Genomic DNA, 16,502 nt, shown 5'->3' on the forward strand with positions numbered 1-16,502 from the left:
ATTCGGGGCCCCGGGCGTTCCCGAACCAGTCCCGACAGGTCACGAGACGGCATACCTGCTGTCCCGGTGGAGCGATGTGGGGAAAGATCGAGACCATCCGCAGGGCGCAGCGTGGCGACCACGGATACGACGGAAGGACAGCCGGTGCAGGGTGGGTACGAGAACCAGGGCGGGGGCCCGATGCAGGGTTCGATGACAGGGTCCATGGGCGGTCAGGCAGGTCCTCAGGGGTCCGCCCAGGGATCGGCGTCGGAGAGCCTGCTCTCCCTGCCTGCCGGCTCCCCCGCGTCCCTCAGCCAGGTGACCGAGGTGGCCGGGCGCCTCGCCCGCGCGATGAACTCCGTCATCGAGGGCAAGCCCGACGTCGTGCACACCGCGATCACGGTGTTGCTCGCCGAGGGTCACCTGCTGCTCGAGGACGTGCCCGGCGTCGGCAAGACGATGCTGGCCAAGACGCTCGCCAAGACCATCGACTGCTCGGTCCGTCGCGTGCAGTTCACGCCCGACCTGCTGCCCAGCGACATCACGGGCGTGAGCGTGTTCAACCAGGACGTGCGGGACTTCGAGTTCCGCCCCGGCGCGATCTTCGCCAACGTCGTCGTGGGTGACGAGATCAACCGCGCCTCGCCCAAGACGCAGTCGGCCCTGCTCGAGTCGATGGAGGAGGGCCAGGTCACCGTCGACGGTCAGACCTACGACCTGCCGAAGCCGTTCATCGTCATGGCGACCCAGAACCCCATCGAGATGGAGGGCACCTACCCCCTCCCCGAGGCCCAGCGTGACCGCTTCATGGCACGCATCTCCCTCGGCTACCCGTCCTCGCGGGCCGAGGTGGCGATGCTCGACACGCACGGTCAGGTCTCCCCGCTGGAGACGCTCAGCCCTGTGACGGACGCCGCGACGATCACGGCCATGGTCAAGGCCGTGCGCTCGGTCTTCACCAGCGACGCCATCAAGCAGTACGTCGTCGACCTGTCCTCGGCCACCCGGTCCAGCTCGGCGCTGCGCCTGGGTGCCTCCCCTCGCGCGACGCTGCACATGCTGCGCGCCGCCCGCGCCCACGCCGCGCTCGAGGGCCGCGACCACGTGCTGCCCGACGACGTCCAGGCGATCGTCGTCCACGTCCTGGCCCACCGCGTCATCCCCACCGGCGAGACCCAGCTCGCCCGCCGGAGCACCGGCGAGGTCCTCCAGGACCTGATGCGGCGGGTGCCGGTCCCGGCTGCCGGGCGCTGAGGCGCCGGCGTGCGCAGACTTCGCGACCTCCTCACCACCCGCGGACGGGCGTTCGTCGCCGCGGGGACCACGTTGGTGCTGTGCGGGATCGGGCTCGGCTTCACCGACCTGACGCGCATCGGTGTCCTGCTCGTGGCCCTGCCCCTCCTCAGCGGCCTGCTCATGCGCCGACACGACCTGCGCTTCTCCCTCGAGCGGACCGCCGTCCCCGGGCGCATCCAGGTCGACGAGCAGTCCGTCGTGACCCTCGGCATCGAGAACGCCGGCGGCGCCGCCAGCCCGTTGCTCATGGCCGAGGAGCAGCTCGACTACGCCCTCGGCGACCGGCCCCGCTTCGTCGTGCCTCGTCTGCGCAGGGGTGACCGCCAGGAGGTCCACTACACGGTGCGTTCGCACGTCCGTGGCCGGCACCGCCTCGGCCCCCTCGGGGTCCGGCTGCGCGACCCGTTCGGCCTGAGCACCCGGGTGGCCGCCATCTCCGGGGCGAGCGACGTGCTCGTGCTGCCCCGGATCCTGCCGCTCGGTGGGGGTCTCCCGCCGGGCAGCGGCGTCGGTGCCGAGGGCGCCATACCCCACATGGTCGCCCTCCACGGCGAGGACGACGTGTCCATCCGCTCCTACCGCGACGGCGACGACCTGCGCCGCATCCACTGGCCCGCGACCGCGAAGACCGGCGAGCTCATGGTCCGCCAGGAGGACCGCCCGGCCCGTCGCCGCGCCGTCGTCGTCCTGGACTCGCGTTCGCGCGGTCACCACGGCTCGGGCAGCTCCGGCTCCTTCGAGTGGGCCGTGACCGCGTGCGCCTCGATCGCGGTGCACCTCCTCGACCAGGGGTATGCCGTGCACCTGATCACCGACGAGACCGCCGACGACAGCCGCGCGGCGGCCGCCATGGAGCTCGACCCGTTGCTCGACGTCCTCGCGATGGCCGAGCCGGGCTCGGAGGACCAGTTCGGCGACGTGCTCCAGGCCGCGCACCCGGCGACCTCCTCCGGTGGCCTCGTGCTCGCCGTGGTGACCGAGCTCGACGAGGAGGTGGCCCGCCAGGTCGCCTCCCTGCGCCAGCCGGGCGGGACCGCGCTCGCGATCGTCCTCGACCCCCACGGCTTCGGGGCGACCCGGCGCCGGCCGGGCACCAGCTCTGAGCTGCCCTGCGTGCCCGTCCTGCGCGGCGCCGGGTGGGGCGTGGCCGTCGTGGGGTCCGGTGACGACCTCGCCTCGGTCTGGGGCGTCCTCTCCGGTGGCACCCAGCGAGTGGGTGTCGCATGAGCCGCGGCCGGATCCCCGAGTCCCTGCTCGCCGGGGCGGCCTCCGCCGTCGTCGCCTGGCCGATCACCACGCTGTTCACCCCCAACACCTGGGTGCGGCCGACCCTCGTCATGGTGGTCGTCGTGGTCGCCGCCGGGATCGGTGCACGGCTGCTCACGACGTCCAAGACCCTCGTCGCCGCGGCCCAGCTCGTCGCCATCGTGCTGGTCGCCGGGTGGATGCACGGCCGCGGCCACCTGTGGTTCGGGCTGCCCTCGCTCGACACGGTGCTGGCCTTCAACAACCTGCTCTACGAGGCACGCCTCACCATCCAGAACTACGCCGCCCCCGCACCGACGAACCGGGGCGTCATCCTCGGCATCGGCCTGGCCATCGGCGTGGCGGCGGTGGTCGTGGACCACCTCGCCGTGATGCGCCGCTCCCCCGCCATGGCCGGACTCCCCCTGCTCACGGCGTTCCTCATCTCCGCCTCCAACTCCGGCGACTCGCTCAACCCCATGTACTTCGTCGCCGCCGGCGGCATCTGGCTGCTCATGCTCGGTCGGCAGGGCATCTCGTCGCTGCGCCGGTGGAGCACCACGACCCCGATGAGCACCACGGGACGGCGCGGCTCCGACGACCACGACGGCGCCTACGGGTATGCCGCGGTGGGCCGCACGCTCGCCGTCGCCGGCCTCGTCACGGCTGTCGCCCTGCCCGTCGTCATCCCGCACCTGCCGACGCGGTACCTCATCGACGGCCTCGGGCGGTCCAGCGAGGCGACCGGGTTCAGCGACGGACAGATCGGGCTCAAGTCGACCCTCGACCTGACCCGCAGCCTGCAGAGTCCCTCGACGGCACCGGTGCTGACCTACACGACGAACGCCCCGATCCTCACGCCGCTGCGCGTGGGGGTGCTCGAGAACTACGCCAACGACCAGTGGCGACCCGACGACGCGGACGTGAGCTTCAGCCGGCGCCCCGACCTCCAGCTTCCCGCCGAGCTCGACGACGACGTCCCCCGCGAGACCTACCGCCTCTCGGTCGACGAGTCACGCATCGAGGCACCCCAGATCGCGGCGCCGACGCCGCTCGTCTCCGGCGACCTCGACGGCGTCGCGTGGGGCCTGGACCGCCAGACGTCGGTGGCGAGCGTCAACCGGACCGCGAGCTCGTACAGCTTCAACTACCTCGCGCTCAACCCGGCCGCCGAGACGCTCGACCAGCCGGTGCAGGGTGCCACCGGCGCGCTGCTGCCCCCCGAGCTGCAGGTGGACCCGTCGTCCGAGCCCCTGGTCCGTGAGCTCGTCGACCAGGTCGTCCCCGACGGCGCCAGCCGCATCGAGGCCGCCCGGGCGATCCAGACCTACCTGCGCACCAGCGGGGGGTTCAGCTACTCCCTCGAGCTGCCCGAGACGGTGACCAACGAGTTCGGGCAGTCCGAGCGCCCCGACGCGATCTCGTTGTTCCTGCGGACCAAGGTCGGCTACTGCGTCCAGTTCGCGACCGCCATGGTGATGATGGCTCGCGAGAGCGGAATCCCGGCCCGGATGGCCATCGGCTTCCTGCCCGGCACGGCCGACCGCGGCACGTACACCGTGCGGGCCTCCGACGCCCACGCCTGGCCCGAGCTCTTCTTCGAGGGGGTCGGCTGGCTGCGGTTCGAGCCCACCCCGTCGGGCACCCAGAACACCGTGGCCCCGCCCTACTCCCTGGCACCGACCACCCCTGAGTCGAACGACCCGTCGTCGACGGCCAGCTCGAGCAGCTCGGCCTCCTCCAACACCCGGGCCGACGGCGCCAACGACCCCGGCGCCGAGGACCCGACGACGACCTCGGGCACGCAGGACGACACCACCTCGATCCTCGGACCGCAGACCCGCACGGTGCTGCTGTGGGTGCTGCTCGGACTGGTCGTCGGTGCGCTGGGGTCGATGGCCGTGCCGCTCGCCGCTCGCGCCCGGATGCGCCGACGGCTCAAGGAGGCCCCGGACGAGGCCACCAGGGTCGAGATCGAGTGGCAGGCGATGGTCGAGCGCCTCGGTGACCTGGGCGTCATACCTCCCCGCGGGAGCACCCCACGACAGGCGGGCCGCTTCTACCAGCGTGAGGCCTACCTCGAGGGTGAGCAGTCGCAGGCCCTCAGCAGGGTCGTCGACGGGGTGGAGCGCTCGCGCTACGCCCCGCCCGGCACGACGCTCGCCGACGTCCGCCCCGACACCGAGCACGTCGTCAAGGCGGTCTCGGGGGTGCGCCGTCGCAAGGACCGGATGCGGGCCGTCTGGTGGCCGAGCGACGGGCTCCTCGAGTGGCGCGAACGTCGTGACCACGCTGTCCGCGTGCTGCGCTCCCCCTGGGACCGCTGGCAGGAGCGGCGCGCCGACCGCGGCTGACCACCCGTCGCCCCGTATGGCGCGTGGACGACGAGAAGGGCCCGTGGACATCGTCCACGGCCCCTTCTCGTCGTCGTCAGTCCACGTACGTCAGTCCAGGTAGTCGCGCAGGACCTGCGAACGGCTCGGGTGCCGCAGCTTGCTCATCGTCTTGGACTCGATCTGGCGGATCCGCTCGCGCGTCACGCCGTACACCTTGCCGATCTCGTCGAGGGTCTTCGGCTGGCCGTCGGTCAGGCCGAAGCGCATCGAGACCACACCGGCCTCACGCTCGGAGAGCGTGTCGAGGACCGAGTGCAGCTGCTCCTGCAGGAGCGTGAAGCTCACGGCATCCGCAGGGACGACGGCCTCGGAGTCCTCGATGAGGTCACCGAACTCGCTGTCACCGTCCTCACCGAGGGGCGTGTGCAGGGAGATGGGCTCGCGGCCGTACTTCTGGACCTCGACGACCTTCTCCGGGGTCATGTCGAGCTCCTTGGCGAGCTCCTCCGGGGTGGGCTCGCGCCCGAGGTCCTGGAGCATCTGGCGCTGCACGCGGGCCAGCTTGTTGATGACCTCGACCATGTGCACCGGGATGCGGATGGTGCGGGCCTGGTCGGCCATGGCGCGGGTGATGGCCTGACGGATCCACCACGTCGCATAGGTCGAGAACTTGTAGCCCTTGGTGTAGTCGAACTTCTCGACCGCACGAATCAGACCGAGGTTGCCTTCCTGGATGAGGTCCAGGAAGAGCATGCCGCGACCGGTGTAGCGCTTGGCGAGCGAGACCACGAGGCGCAGGTTGGCCTCGAGCAGGTGGTTCTTCGCCTTCTTGCCGTCCTGGGCGATCCACCAGAGCTCACGCTTGAGCTTCATGTCGATCTTGTCGCCGGAGTTGAGGCGCTCCTCGGCGAACAGGCCGGCCTCGATGCGCTTGGCGAGCTCGACCTCCTGCTCGGCGTTGAGGAGGGCGACCTTGCCGATCTGCTTGAGGTAGTCCTTGACCGGGTCGGCGGTCGCGCCGGCGGTCACGACCTGCTGGACCGGGGCGTCGTCCTCGTCGTCGTCGCGCAGGACGAAGCCGGAGGAGGACTCCTCCTCCTCGCCGTCCTTCTTCTTGTCGTCGGTCTCGTCCTCGATGACGACGTCCTCGAGCTCGGACTCGACCACGTCGGTCGGCTCGGCGTCCGTGGTCTCCTCGCCGTCGGCGGGAGCGTCACCGGCAGCTGCCTTGGCAGCAGCCTTCTTCGCAGCCGCGGTCTTCTTGGCGGCGGGCTTGGCCGGCTCGGCCGCAGCAGCGGCGGCCTTCGCGGTCGTCGTCGCCTTGGCAGCGGCCTTGGTCGCCGTCTTCGCGGCAGCCTTGGTGGCCGTCTTGGCCGTCGGCTTGTCCTCGGAGGCGGCCGGCTTGGCGGCAGCCTTCGTGGCGGTGCTCTTGGCAGCGGTCTTCTTCGCCGAGGCCGTGGCGGTGCGACGGGTCGTCGTCGCAGCGACGGCACGGGAGGCGGTCACGGCGTCCAGGGTCACGGTGATGCCCTGCTCGTCCAGTGAACGCAGCACGACCTTCATCCGCTTCGGCGGCACCTCGGCGCTCTCCAGCGCCTCACGCAGGGCAGCGCTGTCGACCGAGCCGTTGGTCCGGCCCTGCATCAGCAGCTGCTGCAGGGCTGGGTGGGTGAACTCGGTGGGGAGAGATGGTGCGGGGCTCGCAGCCTTCTTGGACACAGGCGACACGGACTACCTTTCGTCGCGGGATCGCGGCACGGCGCACGCCATCACGGGCATGGCGGGGCATGCCTACGACAACAACTGCGGGGGCGGAAGTATTGCCGAGGTCGGACCGGATGAGCCCGCTGGGGACTCGGTGCGACCTCGTTCTGGACATTGTAAAACGACAAGGCCCGCAATCCCGCATTCCCGCACGAAATCGGGCCCGGCAGGGCCCTGTTCGCCAGCTCTCGAGCCGTCAGGCGTCGGCCTTGACGGCCAGCACGGGGCACGACGCGTCGAGCAGGATGCGCTGGGCGTTCGACCCCAGGATCAGTTTGCCCACCGGCGTGCGGCGGCGCAGCCCGATGACGATGAACTCGGCCTGCTCGGCCTCGGCGACCGCGATGAGGTCCTCGGCCGGCTCGTTGCCTCGGACGAGCTGGCGCACCTCGTGCTCCAGCCCCTGCTCCTCGAGCTCTCCCTGGACGCGCACCAGGTCGGTCTCGAACCGCTGGGCCTCGTCGCTGTCGTAGTCCCGGCCTCCACGGTTGGAGTTGATGACAATGAGCTTGGACTTGCGCAGCAGCGCCTCGTCCGCAGCGCGTCGTAGCGCTGCTCGCCCTTCCTTCGTCGGGACATACCCCACAACGATGGCCACGGGAACCTCCTCGTTCGTCGACAGCTGCGGCAGTGACCGCCCGCCCGACGCTATCGGAAATCCCCCGGTCAGGCAGGGTCTCCGAGGACGCGCCGCACCACGGCGCCCACCTGCTCGAGCTCGATGAGGAAGCCGTCGTGCCCGTAGTCCGAGTGCACGGTGTGCAGGCGGGCCCCCGGCACTCCCGCAGCCACCTCGTGGGACAGCCGCGGCGGGTAGAGCCGGTCGGAGTCCACCGCGACGACGGTGAGGTCCGCGGTGACCCGGGCCAGGGCAGACTCCACCCCGCCACGACCCCGGCCCACGTCGTGGGAGTTCATCGCCTCGGTCAGCACGACGTAGGAGTTGGCGTCGAAGCGGCCTGCGAGCTTGCCGGCGTGGTGGTCGAGGTAGGACTCCACGGCGTAACGGCCGCGACCGCCCAACGGGTCCTCCTCGCCCTGCGGCGAGCGCCCGAAGCGTTCGTGCAGCTCGACCTCGCTGCGGTAGGTCACGTGGGCGATCCGCCGGGCGATCCCCAGGCCTGTGTCGGGCCCGGTCTCCTGGTCGTAGTAGTCGCCCCCGCGGAAGTGGGGGTCGCTGCGGATCGCGAGGAGCTGGGCCTGGCACCACGCGATCTGCTCCGCGGACGCGTACGCGGTGCTGGCCAGCACGAGTGCCGACGCCACTCGCTCCGGGTGCGTCACTGCCCACTCGAGGGCGCGCATGCCACCCATCGATCCGCCGAGGACCAGGCTCCAACGGTCGATCCCCAGCCGGTCGGCGAGCAGGGCTTCGACCCGGACCTGGTCGCGGACCGTGACGAACGGGAAACGACTCCCCCACGGCTGACCATCCGGTCCGGGCGACGCGGGCCCCGTGCTGCCCTGGCACCCGCCGAGCACGTTGGCAGCCACCACGTGGAAGCGGTCGGTGTCGAGGGGGCAGCCGGGCCCGATGAGGCCGTGCCACCATCCGGGGGTCGGGTGCCCGGGGCCGGACGGGCCGGTCACGTGGCTGTCGCCCGTGAGGGCGTGCTCGACGAGGATCGCGTTGTCGCGCGCCGGGTTGAGCTCGCCCCAGGTCTCGTAGGCCAGGGTGACGTCGGGCAGCACACCGCCACGCTCGAGCTCGACCGCTCCGAGGCCGATGAACTTCCGGTCGCCGACCGGGTCCCCGCCGCGCCAGGCCCCGGAGGTCGTCGGGGGTCGGGAGGTGGTGGTCATGAGAGTGCTCCTGTGGCATCGCGCTTGCCGCCCAGATCTGGGTCGGCCCGGTCCTCACCCGGGGCACCCCACCGCGAGGAGGGTTGCCGCCCAGCCAGCCGGGGCTTGTCGCTGGGACTCATCACCTGACGCCCATCATACGAGCCGGTCCCGCGCCTGTCCGGCTCGTCCGGACACTGGACCAGAACGATCGGGTGCCCGCACCGGGCGGCCCCCTGCCGGTCACGCCGAGAGCCCACCACCCAGCGCACTGGTCCCCGACGATGCTGGGCGACCCCGCTCGGCGCGCGGACGGACCCCGAGGTCGACCATGCGCTCGAGCAGGACCGCGAGGCGGTACCCCGGTGTGTGCTCCAGGGCCCTGTCCAGGGCGACCCTGGTGAGGGCGCCGTCGCCGAGCCACCACGCGAGGTTCGCGAGCACGGTCAGCAACGCGGCCGCCTCCTCGTCGGGCACCGCCCGGACCGCTGTCTGCAGCCTGGCGAGCACGCGCCGACCGGCCACCACGGTCTGCTCGGTGCTGTCGGGACGAGAGCCGTCACGTCGGCCCGCACGTCGAGCCCGCGCCCGACGACGTGCGGAGCGGGTTGTCGGGCGAGGCTCCGACCAACGTCCCGAGCCACCGAGGTCCGGCGCCGCGCCTCGCTCCCGGGTGGCGGGGTCGACGGAGCCGACGACCGGCTCCCAGGCGGGCTGCGGCAGGCAGCTGTGCAGCGCGTCGGCGAGGTCGGGCGAGACGACGTCGAGCGGCAGGGTGCCCGGGCAGATCCACGCGATGATGCCGTCACGGAGCTCGACGTCGCGCAGGCTCACCACGAGCAGCGCCACCTCGTCCGGGGTGAGCAGCTGACCGCTCCACGCGCGGTCGGCACCGGCCGGACCGAGGACGTCGTCGCCGATGGCGCCTTGGCCGGCACCGACGTGGTCCGTGGCGACATCGTCCTTGGCGACGTGCTCCGTGGCGTCGCCGTCCGTGGCGTCGCAGGTGTCGTCGCACGCCGAGTCGGTGACGTCGAGCAGCTTCGCCCAGGTGGCCAGGAACCGCAGCCGGTGCACGTCGACGGCGCGCTGCCCGAAGGCCCGCCCGTCGGACCGGGCACCGAGCCCCGCGAGCGCCTGCGCCACCGGTCCGGCGCGCTCGGGATCCAGGGCCACGAGGGTGGCCAAGGACTCCCGCCCGGGCAGTGGCGACACCTCCAGGGCCACGAACTGGGCCACGGCCGGTGCGTCACGAGGCACCTCCTGCATCTGTCCCTCGGTCGGGCAGCAGCCGGTGTCGCAGTCCGGGGCGTACCACCGGCCGGCACGGACGACGAGCCGGTCGAGGACCTGCACGCCCGCGGCCACGAGGTCGTCGCGGACCGCGTCGGCCAGCGGCAGGGCCGCGCCCGGACTCGACTCGTACCCGACGAGCAGGACCCCGTCCGGGTCCTCGCGCACCAGGGGCGGGACGACGGCGGCGCACGCCTCGGGGACGGCCGCGTCAGGCGGGAGGTCGATGCGCTCGACGAGCCCGATCTGGCGGTCCCGCAACGCGATCGCGACGAGGGAGTCGCTCGGGTGGTAGCCGAGCTGGTAGGGAAGGACGGCCAGGACGTCAGCGGGTCCGGCGAGACGGATGGGTTCCATGGCGCCCACGCTGCCGCGCGTCATCGCCCACGCCGAGGGCGCCGTCACCAGCCTGTGGACACCGCTTAAGGATCCACTCGACTGTGGACGACGCCCCGGCTGTGATGACGGATCGGCTGTGACAACGGATCGGCTGTGACGACGGATCGGCTGTGACGACGGATCGCCCGTGACGACGGCCCGGCCGCCGTCCCGGGTCAGCGGACGACGTGACCCGGGACGGTGGTGCCCCCGGGCGAGGTGGAGCCGGCGTCGGGAGCCGGCCCGGCGCCATACCCTGCGCCGCCACTGCCGGTGGGATGGGCGGTGCCGCGGACGGTGCGCTCCCAGCGCAGGTAGCTCTCGGTCTCGTTGACGAAGGCCGCCGCCAGCCACGACACGACGACGGCGTCGTCGGCGAGGCCGAGGACGGACAGGAACGCCTCCGGAACGAGGTCGATCGGCGACACGATGTACAGGACGGCAGCGGCCATCATGAACAACCGACCGCGCGTGCTGCCGTGGTAGTCCCCCCGCAGGGTCGCACTGACCAGCCGCGGGAAGCTGACGAAGCGCTCGCCCAGCCCCGGCGACCCGGGACGGAGCGCGGTGCGCAGTGCGGTGGCGATGGAGCGCAGGGCTCCCAGGCGGTTCACGGCCATGTCTGCTCCTCAGGTCCCGGTGGTCTTCTTGGGGAACTCGTGGCGGGCGTGGACGGCGATCCGCTTGAGGAGGTAGCTGTCGAGACCGGCACCGACGACACCACCGATGACCGGCACGCCCTTGCCGAACCGCGTCAGCGTCTTCTTCCCTGCGGTCGACAGCAGGCGGAAGCCCACGGCCTTGTTGACGACCATGAGCGCCGGTCCGGGCAGGCGCTGGGCGGCGAGGTTGGACAGCCGACCGGTCGCCATCACCCCGGCCTTCTGGAGCAGGTCGTCGGCGTCGGCCCCGACCAGGGTCAGCAGGACGGCCGAACGGATCTCGGGCTGCTTGATGTCGTACCCGCGCAGCGACGCGATCGAGGCGACCATGCGGGTGGCCACGACGTAGAACTCGACGACGTTCGCGGGCAGCGCGACGGGGAGCGTGATGAAGCCACCGAGCCCGGTGACGAAACCACCGGCGGCGGCGAGCTTGAGGTGACCACGGACGACTGCGTCGATCGCGTCCTCGGCGTCCGGGCGCTCGGCACGCTTGACGTCGGCGACCTTCTGCGCGGAGTCGAACCGCCCGCGGCCGTCGATGCCCACGTCCAGGAGGTTCTCGACAAGCCCGGTCACGGCGTTCGTGAGCATCCCCGAGTCCTCCTTGCCGGCCCTGGCCTGCTCGAGAGCGGAGGTCTTGACCTCCGGCTCGTCCTTGCCCAACCCGAGGAACGCCACGCTGTACTCCCTGATGTCGTCGTCAGCTACGGTACGAAGCTCTCTCGCCATCCTGCCACGCGGCTCCGCGACCAGCAGGTTTAGCCTTGGGAGCATGGCTGACCCCACCGCACCGTCCACCGAGTCCACCTTCGCCGCGTACGCCCACCCCGAACGACTCGTCAGCACGCAGTGGCTGGCCGAGCAGGTCGGGGCCGGCGCCGTCGGCGGACCCGACGGCATCGTCGTCCTCGAGTCCGACGAGGACGTGCTGCTCTACGACACCGGCCACATCCCCGGTTCGCTCAAGCTCGACTGGCACCAGGACCTCAACGACCCGGTGATGCGCGACTACGTCGACGCCGAGCAGTTCGCCGCCGTGATGTCCGCACGCCGGGTCGGCCGCGACACCACCGTCGTCATCTACGGAGACAAGAACAACTGGTGGGCCGCCTACGCCCTGTGGGTGATGACGCTCTTCGGCCACGAGGACGTGCGCCTCCTCGACGGTGGCCGCGCCAAGTGGGTGGCCGAGGGCCGGGAGATGACCAAGGACGTGCCGCAGGTGTCCCCACTCACCGGCGACGCGGCATACCCGGTCGTCGAGCGGGACGACGCGCCGGTCCGCGCGTTCAAGGAGGACGTCCTGGCCCACCTCGGTGGCGCGCTGGTCGACGTCCGCTCCCCCGGTGAGTTCAGCGGCGAGCTGCTGCACATGCCCGACTACCCGCAGGAGGGGGCGATGCGCGGCGGACACATCCCCGGCGCGCGGTCGGTGCCGTGGGCCCGTGCGGCCAACGAGGACGGCACCTTCAAGTCCCGCGAGGAGCTCGAGGCGATCTACCTCACCGAGCAGGGACTGACCCCGACCGACGCGACGATCGCCTACTGCCGCATCGGGGAACGCTCCTCGCACACCTGGTTCGTCCTCACCCACCTGCTCGGCTTCGACCAGGTCCGCAACTACGACGGCTCGTGGACCGAGTGGGGCAACTCGGTGCGTATCCCCGTCGAGCAGGGCGCCCAGAAGTGACCGACAGCGTCGACCTGCCGTCGGCGATGCGCGAGATCGCCGACGACTTCGCCGAGCTCACCGCTCCGGAACGGCTCCAGCTGCTGCTCGAGTTCAGCGAGGGTTTGCCCGAGCTGCCCGAGCGGTATGCCGGGTCGCTGGACTCCATGGAGCAGGTGCACGAGTGCCAGTCGCCGATCTTCCTCGCCGTCGAGGTCGGGGACGAGCCCCGCGACACCCCGGGTGAACGGCCGGTGCACCTGTTCTTCTCGGCCCCCCAGGAGGCGCCGACGACGCGCGGCTTCGCAGGGATCCTGCACGAGGGCCTCGACGGCCTCAGCGTCGCGGAGGTGCTCGCGGTGCCGGAGGTGGCGCCGTACCAGTTCTCCCTCGGTGAGGCGGTCTCCCCGCTGAGGTTGCGCGGGATGGTGGGCATGCTCAGCCGGATCAAGCGCCAGGTTGCGCTGAAGTCGCAGTCCTAGCAACGCTTTCCGTCACCACCGGCACACCACTGCGTATGGCGCGTGGTGCACGGCGAAGCCGCGGCCCCCTCTCGGGGACCGCGGCTTCGCGGTGTGCGGGTGCTGCGGGTGGGTGGTGCCGACGCGGAGGTCGGTCAGCGCACCGCGGCGAGGGCGTCGACGATGCCCTCGCCGTAGTAGCTGTTGTCGGCCTCGGGGCCGACGCACGCCGGTCCACCGTTGTTCTCGGCCGGGGCGCAGGCGTGGTCGACGGCCTGGGCGCGCAGCTTGGCGACCATCTGGGCGGGCGTCCAGTCCGGGTGCGCCGACTTCATCAGCGCGAGGACACCGGCGACGTGCGGGGAGGCCATCGAGGTGCCGCTCTTGGTGCCGTAGCCGTTGTTGGCGACGACGGTGGACAGGATCGTGCGGCCGGGGGCGGCGACGTCGATGACGCCGAGCCCGCGGTTGCTGAACGATGCGAGCTGACCCGTCCTGGTCGTCGCCGAGACCGTCACGACGCCGGGCAGCTCGGCCGGGATGTCGAGGCAGCCCTCGTCGATGGTGCGGGCGATCGGCGTCGTGTCGTTGGGGCTCGACGTGTCGGTGGTGTTGTTCGACAGGTCGGTGGCGGCGTTGCCTGAGGCAGCGGCGTGGACGACGCCCTGCTTGGTCGACCAGGCGACCGCGCGGCCGACGGCCTCGAGGACCGCAGCCTGGTCGGGCTGGTCACCGCACCAGTACATCATCGGGTCGATGTAGTAGCTGTTGTTGGTGACGTCCATCTTGTGCTGGCCGGCCCAGACGAAGCCGCAGATGGCGTACTCGGGGTAGATGAAGCCGTCGTCGTTGACGACCTTGACCGAGGCCATCCGGGCGCCGGGGGCGACACCGACGATGCCGACACCGTTGCGGGCGGCGCCGATCGTGCCGGCGACGTGCGTGCCGTGGTCGGAGGTGGTGGGGGCCCAGGCGCCGGGGGTGGTGTCCGGGCGGCCGGCGTCGACGCAGCTGACCGAGTCGGCGACGTCGATGTTGGCCTGCAGGTCCGGGTGGTCGGGGTCGATGCCGCTGTCGAGCACGCCGACCACGACCGAGCGGTCACCGTCGGTGATCCGGTGCGCCTGGTCGGCCTTGATCGCGGTCATGTCCCACTGCTCACCCTCACGCGGGTCCGCGACCGGAGCCGTGGTGTTCTCGGTGGCACCGGAGAGGTCGCCGTTCGCCGGCTTGGCGTGGCCCTGCTTGTACCCCGACGCACCCTTGCCCCAGGAGGCGCTGAGGTCGGTGGGGGTGCCCTCGGTCACGGCAGCGGTGCGGCTCGCGCCGACGGACTTGACGGCGTTGGCGCCGTTCTTCACGACGTCGGTGCGGAACGCGCCGCGGTCGGAGTGGGCGATGACGACGCCGATCTGCGGCCACGACTGGACCACGACGCCGCCGGAGGCCTTGACGGCCTTCTCGACGAGCGCGGTCTGGCCGGGGTTGGCGACCTTGGCGTTCACGACGTAGCTCATGAGCTTGCCGTCGGTGGTGACGACGGGCACCGGGGTCGAGGCGTCCTCGGCGGTCGTCGCCGCGCTGGCGCTCCCTGACGCGAGCATCGCGCTGGCGAGCAGCGCGGCCGAGGCGGCGAACGCCGCGCCGGCGTACCGGTGGGGTCGGTGAGTCCGTACGGACATCGGGAATCCTCCTGGTGTGGGGGTGTCGTGCAAGCGCCCTGCGGATCGGGGCACTGTGGCACTGTGCCCGAAAGGTCCGACACATGGGGCTTTGGAAGCGTTTCAATCGTTCACCGGACCTCCCTGCCGCTCGGTGCTCGTGCCGGACCGTCGGTGGGGCCTGACAGGATGACGACCGCCATGGCTGCTCCCCTCGTCGCGTTCGTGACCTCCCCCGACGCCCGGGCGGCCATCGTCCCGGCGGACGGCGCGGCAGTCCGCCCGCCGGCCGGTCCGGGGGGATCCGTGGACGCAGGCGTGCACCCCGCGGTGGACGCCGCCGTGGTGCTGCCACTGGGTGAGGCGGTCCGCAGGGTGGCCGAGCTCGTCGAGGCGGGAGCGGCACGGTTCACGTGGTGGGCTGCGGGGATCGACGCAGCACCCCTGGTCGCCGCCCGCGTGCCCGTGGCCCGGTGCTGGGACGTCGCCGAGGCCCACCGACTGCTCCTCGGCGGGTGGGACGCGTCTCCCCAGGTCGCCTGGGCCGCGGCCCACGGCCTGGACCGGGGCGGCCTCCCGCCGGCGTCGCGAGGAGACCTCTTCGACTTCCACGCGACCGATGACGACCCGGTCGACGTCGTCGTCCGGCCGGACGGCTACCTCGTGCCCGACGCGGGCTCGCCGCAGTGGCGGCCCACCGACGAGGCCCTCGTGGCCTGGGGCAGGGCCGCCCTGGACTGCGCCACCGCGCAGGCCGCGGCCCTCGACCGGCTCGGCCCCCGCAGCGTCGCCGCCGCCCACTCCGAGTCGGCCGCGGCATACCTCTGCGTGGAGCTCACCCGCGACGGCCTGCCCATCGACCGGGAGGTGGCTCGCGAGCTCATCGAGGCCAGTGCCGGGGCACGCCCCACCGACGAGGCCGACGCCCGCAGGATCCGGGCCGGGCGCGACGCCGCCGTGCTGGCCCACACCCCCGGTCGCGAGTCCACGGACCTGCGCAACCCCGTGCAGGTGCGTGAGCTGCTGGCCTCGGTGGGGGTGGTGGTGCCCAACACCCGCAAGTGGGTGCTCGAGCCGTTCCGGGAGACGCACTCCGTCGTCGGCGCGCTGCTGGAATGGCGCAAGGCCGAGCGGATCGCGACGACGTACGGCCACACCTGGCTCGACACCCACGTCGGCCCCGACGACCGGCTCCGGGGCGGGTGGACCGCGTGCGACGGCGCAGCGGGGCGGATGACCGCGCAGAACGGCCTGCACAACCTGCCCGCCGCGCTGCGTCCTGCGGTCGCGGCGCACCCCGGCCACGTCTTCGTCCGGGCCGACCTCGGCCAGATCGAACCGCGCGTCCTGGCCGTCGTGGCCGGCGACGCGTCGTTCGCCGCGGCGACCCGGGCCGACGACCTCTACGCGCCGGTCGCCGCGACGCTCGGCGTGGACCGGCCGGTCGCCAAGATCGCCGTCCTCGCCGCGATGTACGGCCAGCGCAGCGGCGCCGCCGGTGAGGCCCTCAAGGGCCTCGAGCGCGCCTACCCCGTGGCGATGGGCTACCTCGACGGCGCGTATGCCGCGGGGGTGCGGCGCGAGCCGCTGCGCACCTACGGGGGACGCCTCATCCGCCTCGACCAGGTGCTGTCCGACGTCCCGGTCGAGGGAGCTGCCGCCCACGACGCCGCGAGGGGCCGGTTCGCCCGCAACGCGGTCATCCAGGGCAGCGCGGCGGAGCTCTTCAAGGCGTGGGCGGCCACCGTGCGTGCCACGACCCGCGACCTCGGCGCCCAGATCGTGCTCTGCCTGCACGACGAGCTACTCGTCCACGTGCCGGAGCAACACGCCGAAGAGGCCAGGGCGCGGGTCGTCGCGGCCCTCGACGACAGCGCCCGCCGGTGGACGGGGTCGACGCAGGTGCGGTTCGTCGCCGACGCCTCCGTCATCCGCCGCTGGTCCGAGGCCAAGGAGTAGGGAAGGACGAG

Annotated in this window: 13 protein-coding genes and 1 riboswitch; of the genes, 6 read left to right on the top strand and 7 right to left on the bottom strand. The window is 72.1% G+C overall.

The features are described from left to right. Window positions 1-192 precede the first annotated feature (192 nt). The 3 genes from ABD286_RS03760 to ABD286_RS03770 are packed head-to-tail and all read left to right on the top strand — an operon-like array spanning window position 193 to window position 4,877. Window positions 193-1,236: an AAA family ATPase gene (locus tag ABD286_RS03760; protein ID WP_344190409.1), complete on the top strand. Its 1,044-nt coding sequence runs from the start codon at window positions 193-195 to the stop codon at window positions 1,234-1,236. 9 nt (window positions 1,237-1,245) lie between these two features. Further along, window positions 1,246-2,505, top strand: a complete 1,260-nt coding sequence (locus ABD286_RS03765) for a DUF58 domain-containing protein (RefSeq protein ID WP_344190411.1) — start codon at window positions 1,246-1,248, stop codon at window positions 2,503-2,505. Continuing rightward, window positions 2,502-4,877, top strand: a complete 2,376-nt coding sequence (locus tag ABD286_RS03770; protein ID WP_344190413.1) for a transglutaminase TgpA family protein — start codon at window positions 2,502-2,504, stop codon at window positions 4,875-4,877. Before ABD286_RS03765 ends, ABD286_RS03770 begins: the two co-directional genes overlap by 4 nt. 90 nt (window positions 4,878-4,967) lie before the next feature. Here the strand turns inward: ABD286_RS03770 and ABD286_RS03775 are convergent, their stop codons facing one another. From ABD286_RS03775 to ABD286_RS03800, 6 genes are all read right to left on the bottom strand, one after another. Then, window positions 4,968-6,587 carry an RNA polymerase sigma factor gene (locus ABD286_RS03775; RefSeq protein WP_425565309.1) on the bottom strand — a complete coding sequence of 540 codons (1,620 nt, stop codon included), beginning with the start codon at window positions 6,585-6,587 and terminating at the stop codon, window positions 4,968-4,970. 232 nt (window positions 6,588-6,819) lie between these two features. Then, on the bottom strand, window positions 6,820-7,221 hold the full coding sequence (locus ABD286_RS03780; RefSeq protein ID WP_344190415.1) for a universal stress protein: 402 nt from the start codon (window positions 7,219-7,221) through the stop codon (window positions 6,820-6,822). 68 nt (window positions 7,222-7,289) lie between these two features. Beyond that, window positions 7,290-8,426, bottom strand: coding sequence for a homoserine O-acetyltransferase MetX (metX, locus tag ABD286_RS03785; protein WP_344190417.1), 1,137 nt, complete (start codon window positions 8,424-8,426; stop codon window positions 7,290-7,292). A gap of 15 nt (window positions 8,427-8,441) precedes the next feature. Further along, window positions 8,442-8,552: riboswitch (SAM riboswitch) on the bottom strand. 96 nt (window positions 8,553-8,648) lie between these two features. Next, entirely contained in the window at window positions 8,649-10,055 is a 1,407-nt protein-coding gene (locus tag ABD286_RS03790; RefSeq protein ID WP_344190419.1) for a DUF4192 domain-containing protein, read from the bottom strand. Window positions 10,056-10,252: 197 nt separating this feature from the next. After that, complete coding sequence (locus tag ABD286_RS03795) at window positions 10,253-10,696, bottom strand: YkvA family protein (RefSeq protein ID WP_344190421.1); 444 nt, start codon at window positions 10,694-10,696, stop codon at window positions 10,253-10,255. Between the two features lie 9 nt (window positions 10,697-10,705). Continuing rightward, entirely contained in the window at window positions 10,706-11,419 is a 714-nt protein-coding gene (locus ABD286_RS03800; RefSeq protein WP_344190423.1) for an EcsC family protein, read from the bottom strand. A gap of 94 nt (window positions 11,420-11,513) precedes the next feature. Here ABD286_RS03800 and ABD286_RS03805 point away from each other — a divergent pair, with 94 nt between their 5' ends. Next, entirely contained in the window at window positions 11,514-12,431 is a 918-nt protein-coding gene (locus tag ABD286_RS03805; protein WP_344190425.1) for a sulfurtransferase, read from the top strand. A 26-nt stretch (window positions 12,432-12,457) separates the two neighbouring features. Next, entirely contained in the window at window positions 12,458-12,892 is a 435-nt protein-coding gene (locus ABD286_RS03810) for a SufE family protein (protein WP_344193248.1), read from the top strand. Between the two features lie 134 nt (window positions 12,893-13,026). On the opposite strand, the gene ABD286_RS03815 is transcribed toward ABD286_RS03810, so the two are convergent. Further along, window positions 13,027-14,553, bottom strand: coding sequence for a S8 family serine peptidase (locus ABD286_RS03815; RefSeq protein WP_344190427.1), 1,527 nt, complete (start codon window positions 14,551-14,553; stop codon window positions 13,027-13,029). 180 nt (window positions 14,554-14,733) lie between these two features. Between ABD286_RS03815 and ABD286_RS03820 the strand changes: the two genes are divergently transcribed. After that, window positions 14,734-16,491 carry a DNA polymerase gene (locus ABD286_RS03820; protein WP_344190429.1) on the top strand — a complete coding sequence of 586 codons (1,758 nt, stop codon included), beginning with the start codon at window positions 14,734-14,736 and terminating at the stop codon, window positions 16,489-16,491. Window positions 16,492-16,502 lie beyond the last annotated feature (11 nt).

Source organism: Pedococcus aerophilus (genome assembly GCF_039532215.1).
Classification (GTDB): Bacteria; Actinomycetota; Actinomycetes; order Actinomycetales; family Dermatophilaceae; genus Pedococcus; species Pedococcus aerophilus.

Excerpts from the sequence above, each read along its gene's own strand:
- metX (WP_344190417.1), bottom strand. The coding sequence starts at position 8,426 with ATGACCACCACCTCCCGACCCCCGACGACCTCCGGGGCCTGGCGCGGC.
- ABD286_RS03760 (WP_344190409.1), top strand. The coding sequence starts at position 193 with ATGACAGGGTCCATGGGCGGTCAGGCAGGTCCTCAGGGGTCCGCCCAG.
- ABD286_RS03815 (WP_344190427.1), bottom strand. The coding sequence starts at position 14,553 with ATGTCCGTACGGACTCACCGACCCCACCGGTACGCCGGCGCGGCGTTC.
- ABD286_RS03810 (WP_344193248.1), top strand. The coding sequence starts at position 12,458 with ATGCGCGAGATCGCCGACGACTTCGCCGAGCTCACCGCTCCGGAACGG.
- ABD286_RS03770 (WP_344190413.1), top strand. The coding sequence starts at position 2,502 with ATGAGCCGCGGCCGGATCCCCGAGTCCCTGCTCGCCGGGGCGGCCTCC.
- ABD286_RS03805 (WP_344190425.1), top strand. The coding sequence starts at position 11,514 with ATGGCTGACCCCACCGCACCGTCCACCGAGTCCACCTTCGCCGCGTAC.
- ABD286_RS03790 (WP_344190419.1), bottom strand. The coding sequence starts at position 10,055 with ATGGAACCCATCCGTCTCGCCGGACCCGCTGACGTCCTGGCCGTCCTT.
- ABD286_RS03820 (WP_344190429.1), top strand. The coding sequence starts at position 14,734 with ATGGCTGCTCCCCTCGTCGCGTTCGTGACCTCCCCCGACGCCCGGGCG.
- ABD286_RS03795 (WP_344190421.1), bottom strand. The coding sequence starts at position 10,696 with ATGGCCGTGAACCGCCTGGGAGCCCTGCGCTCCATCGCCACCGCACTG.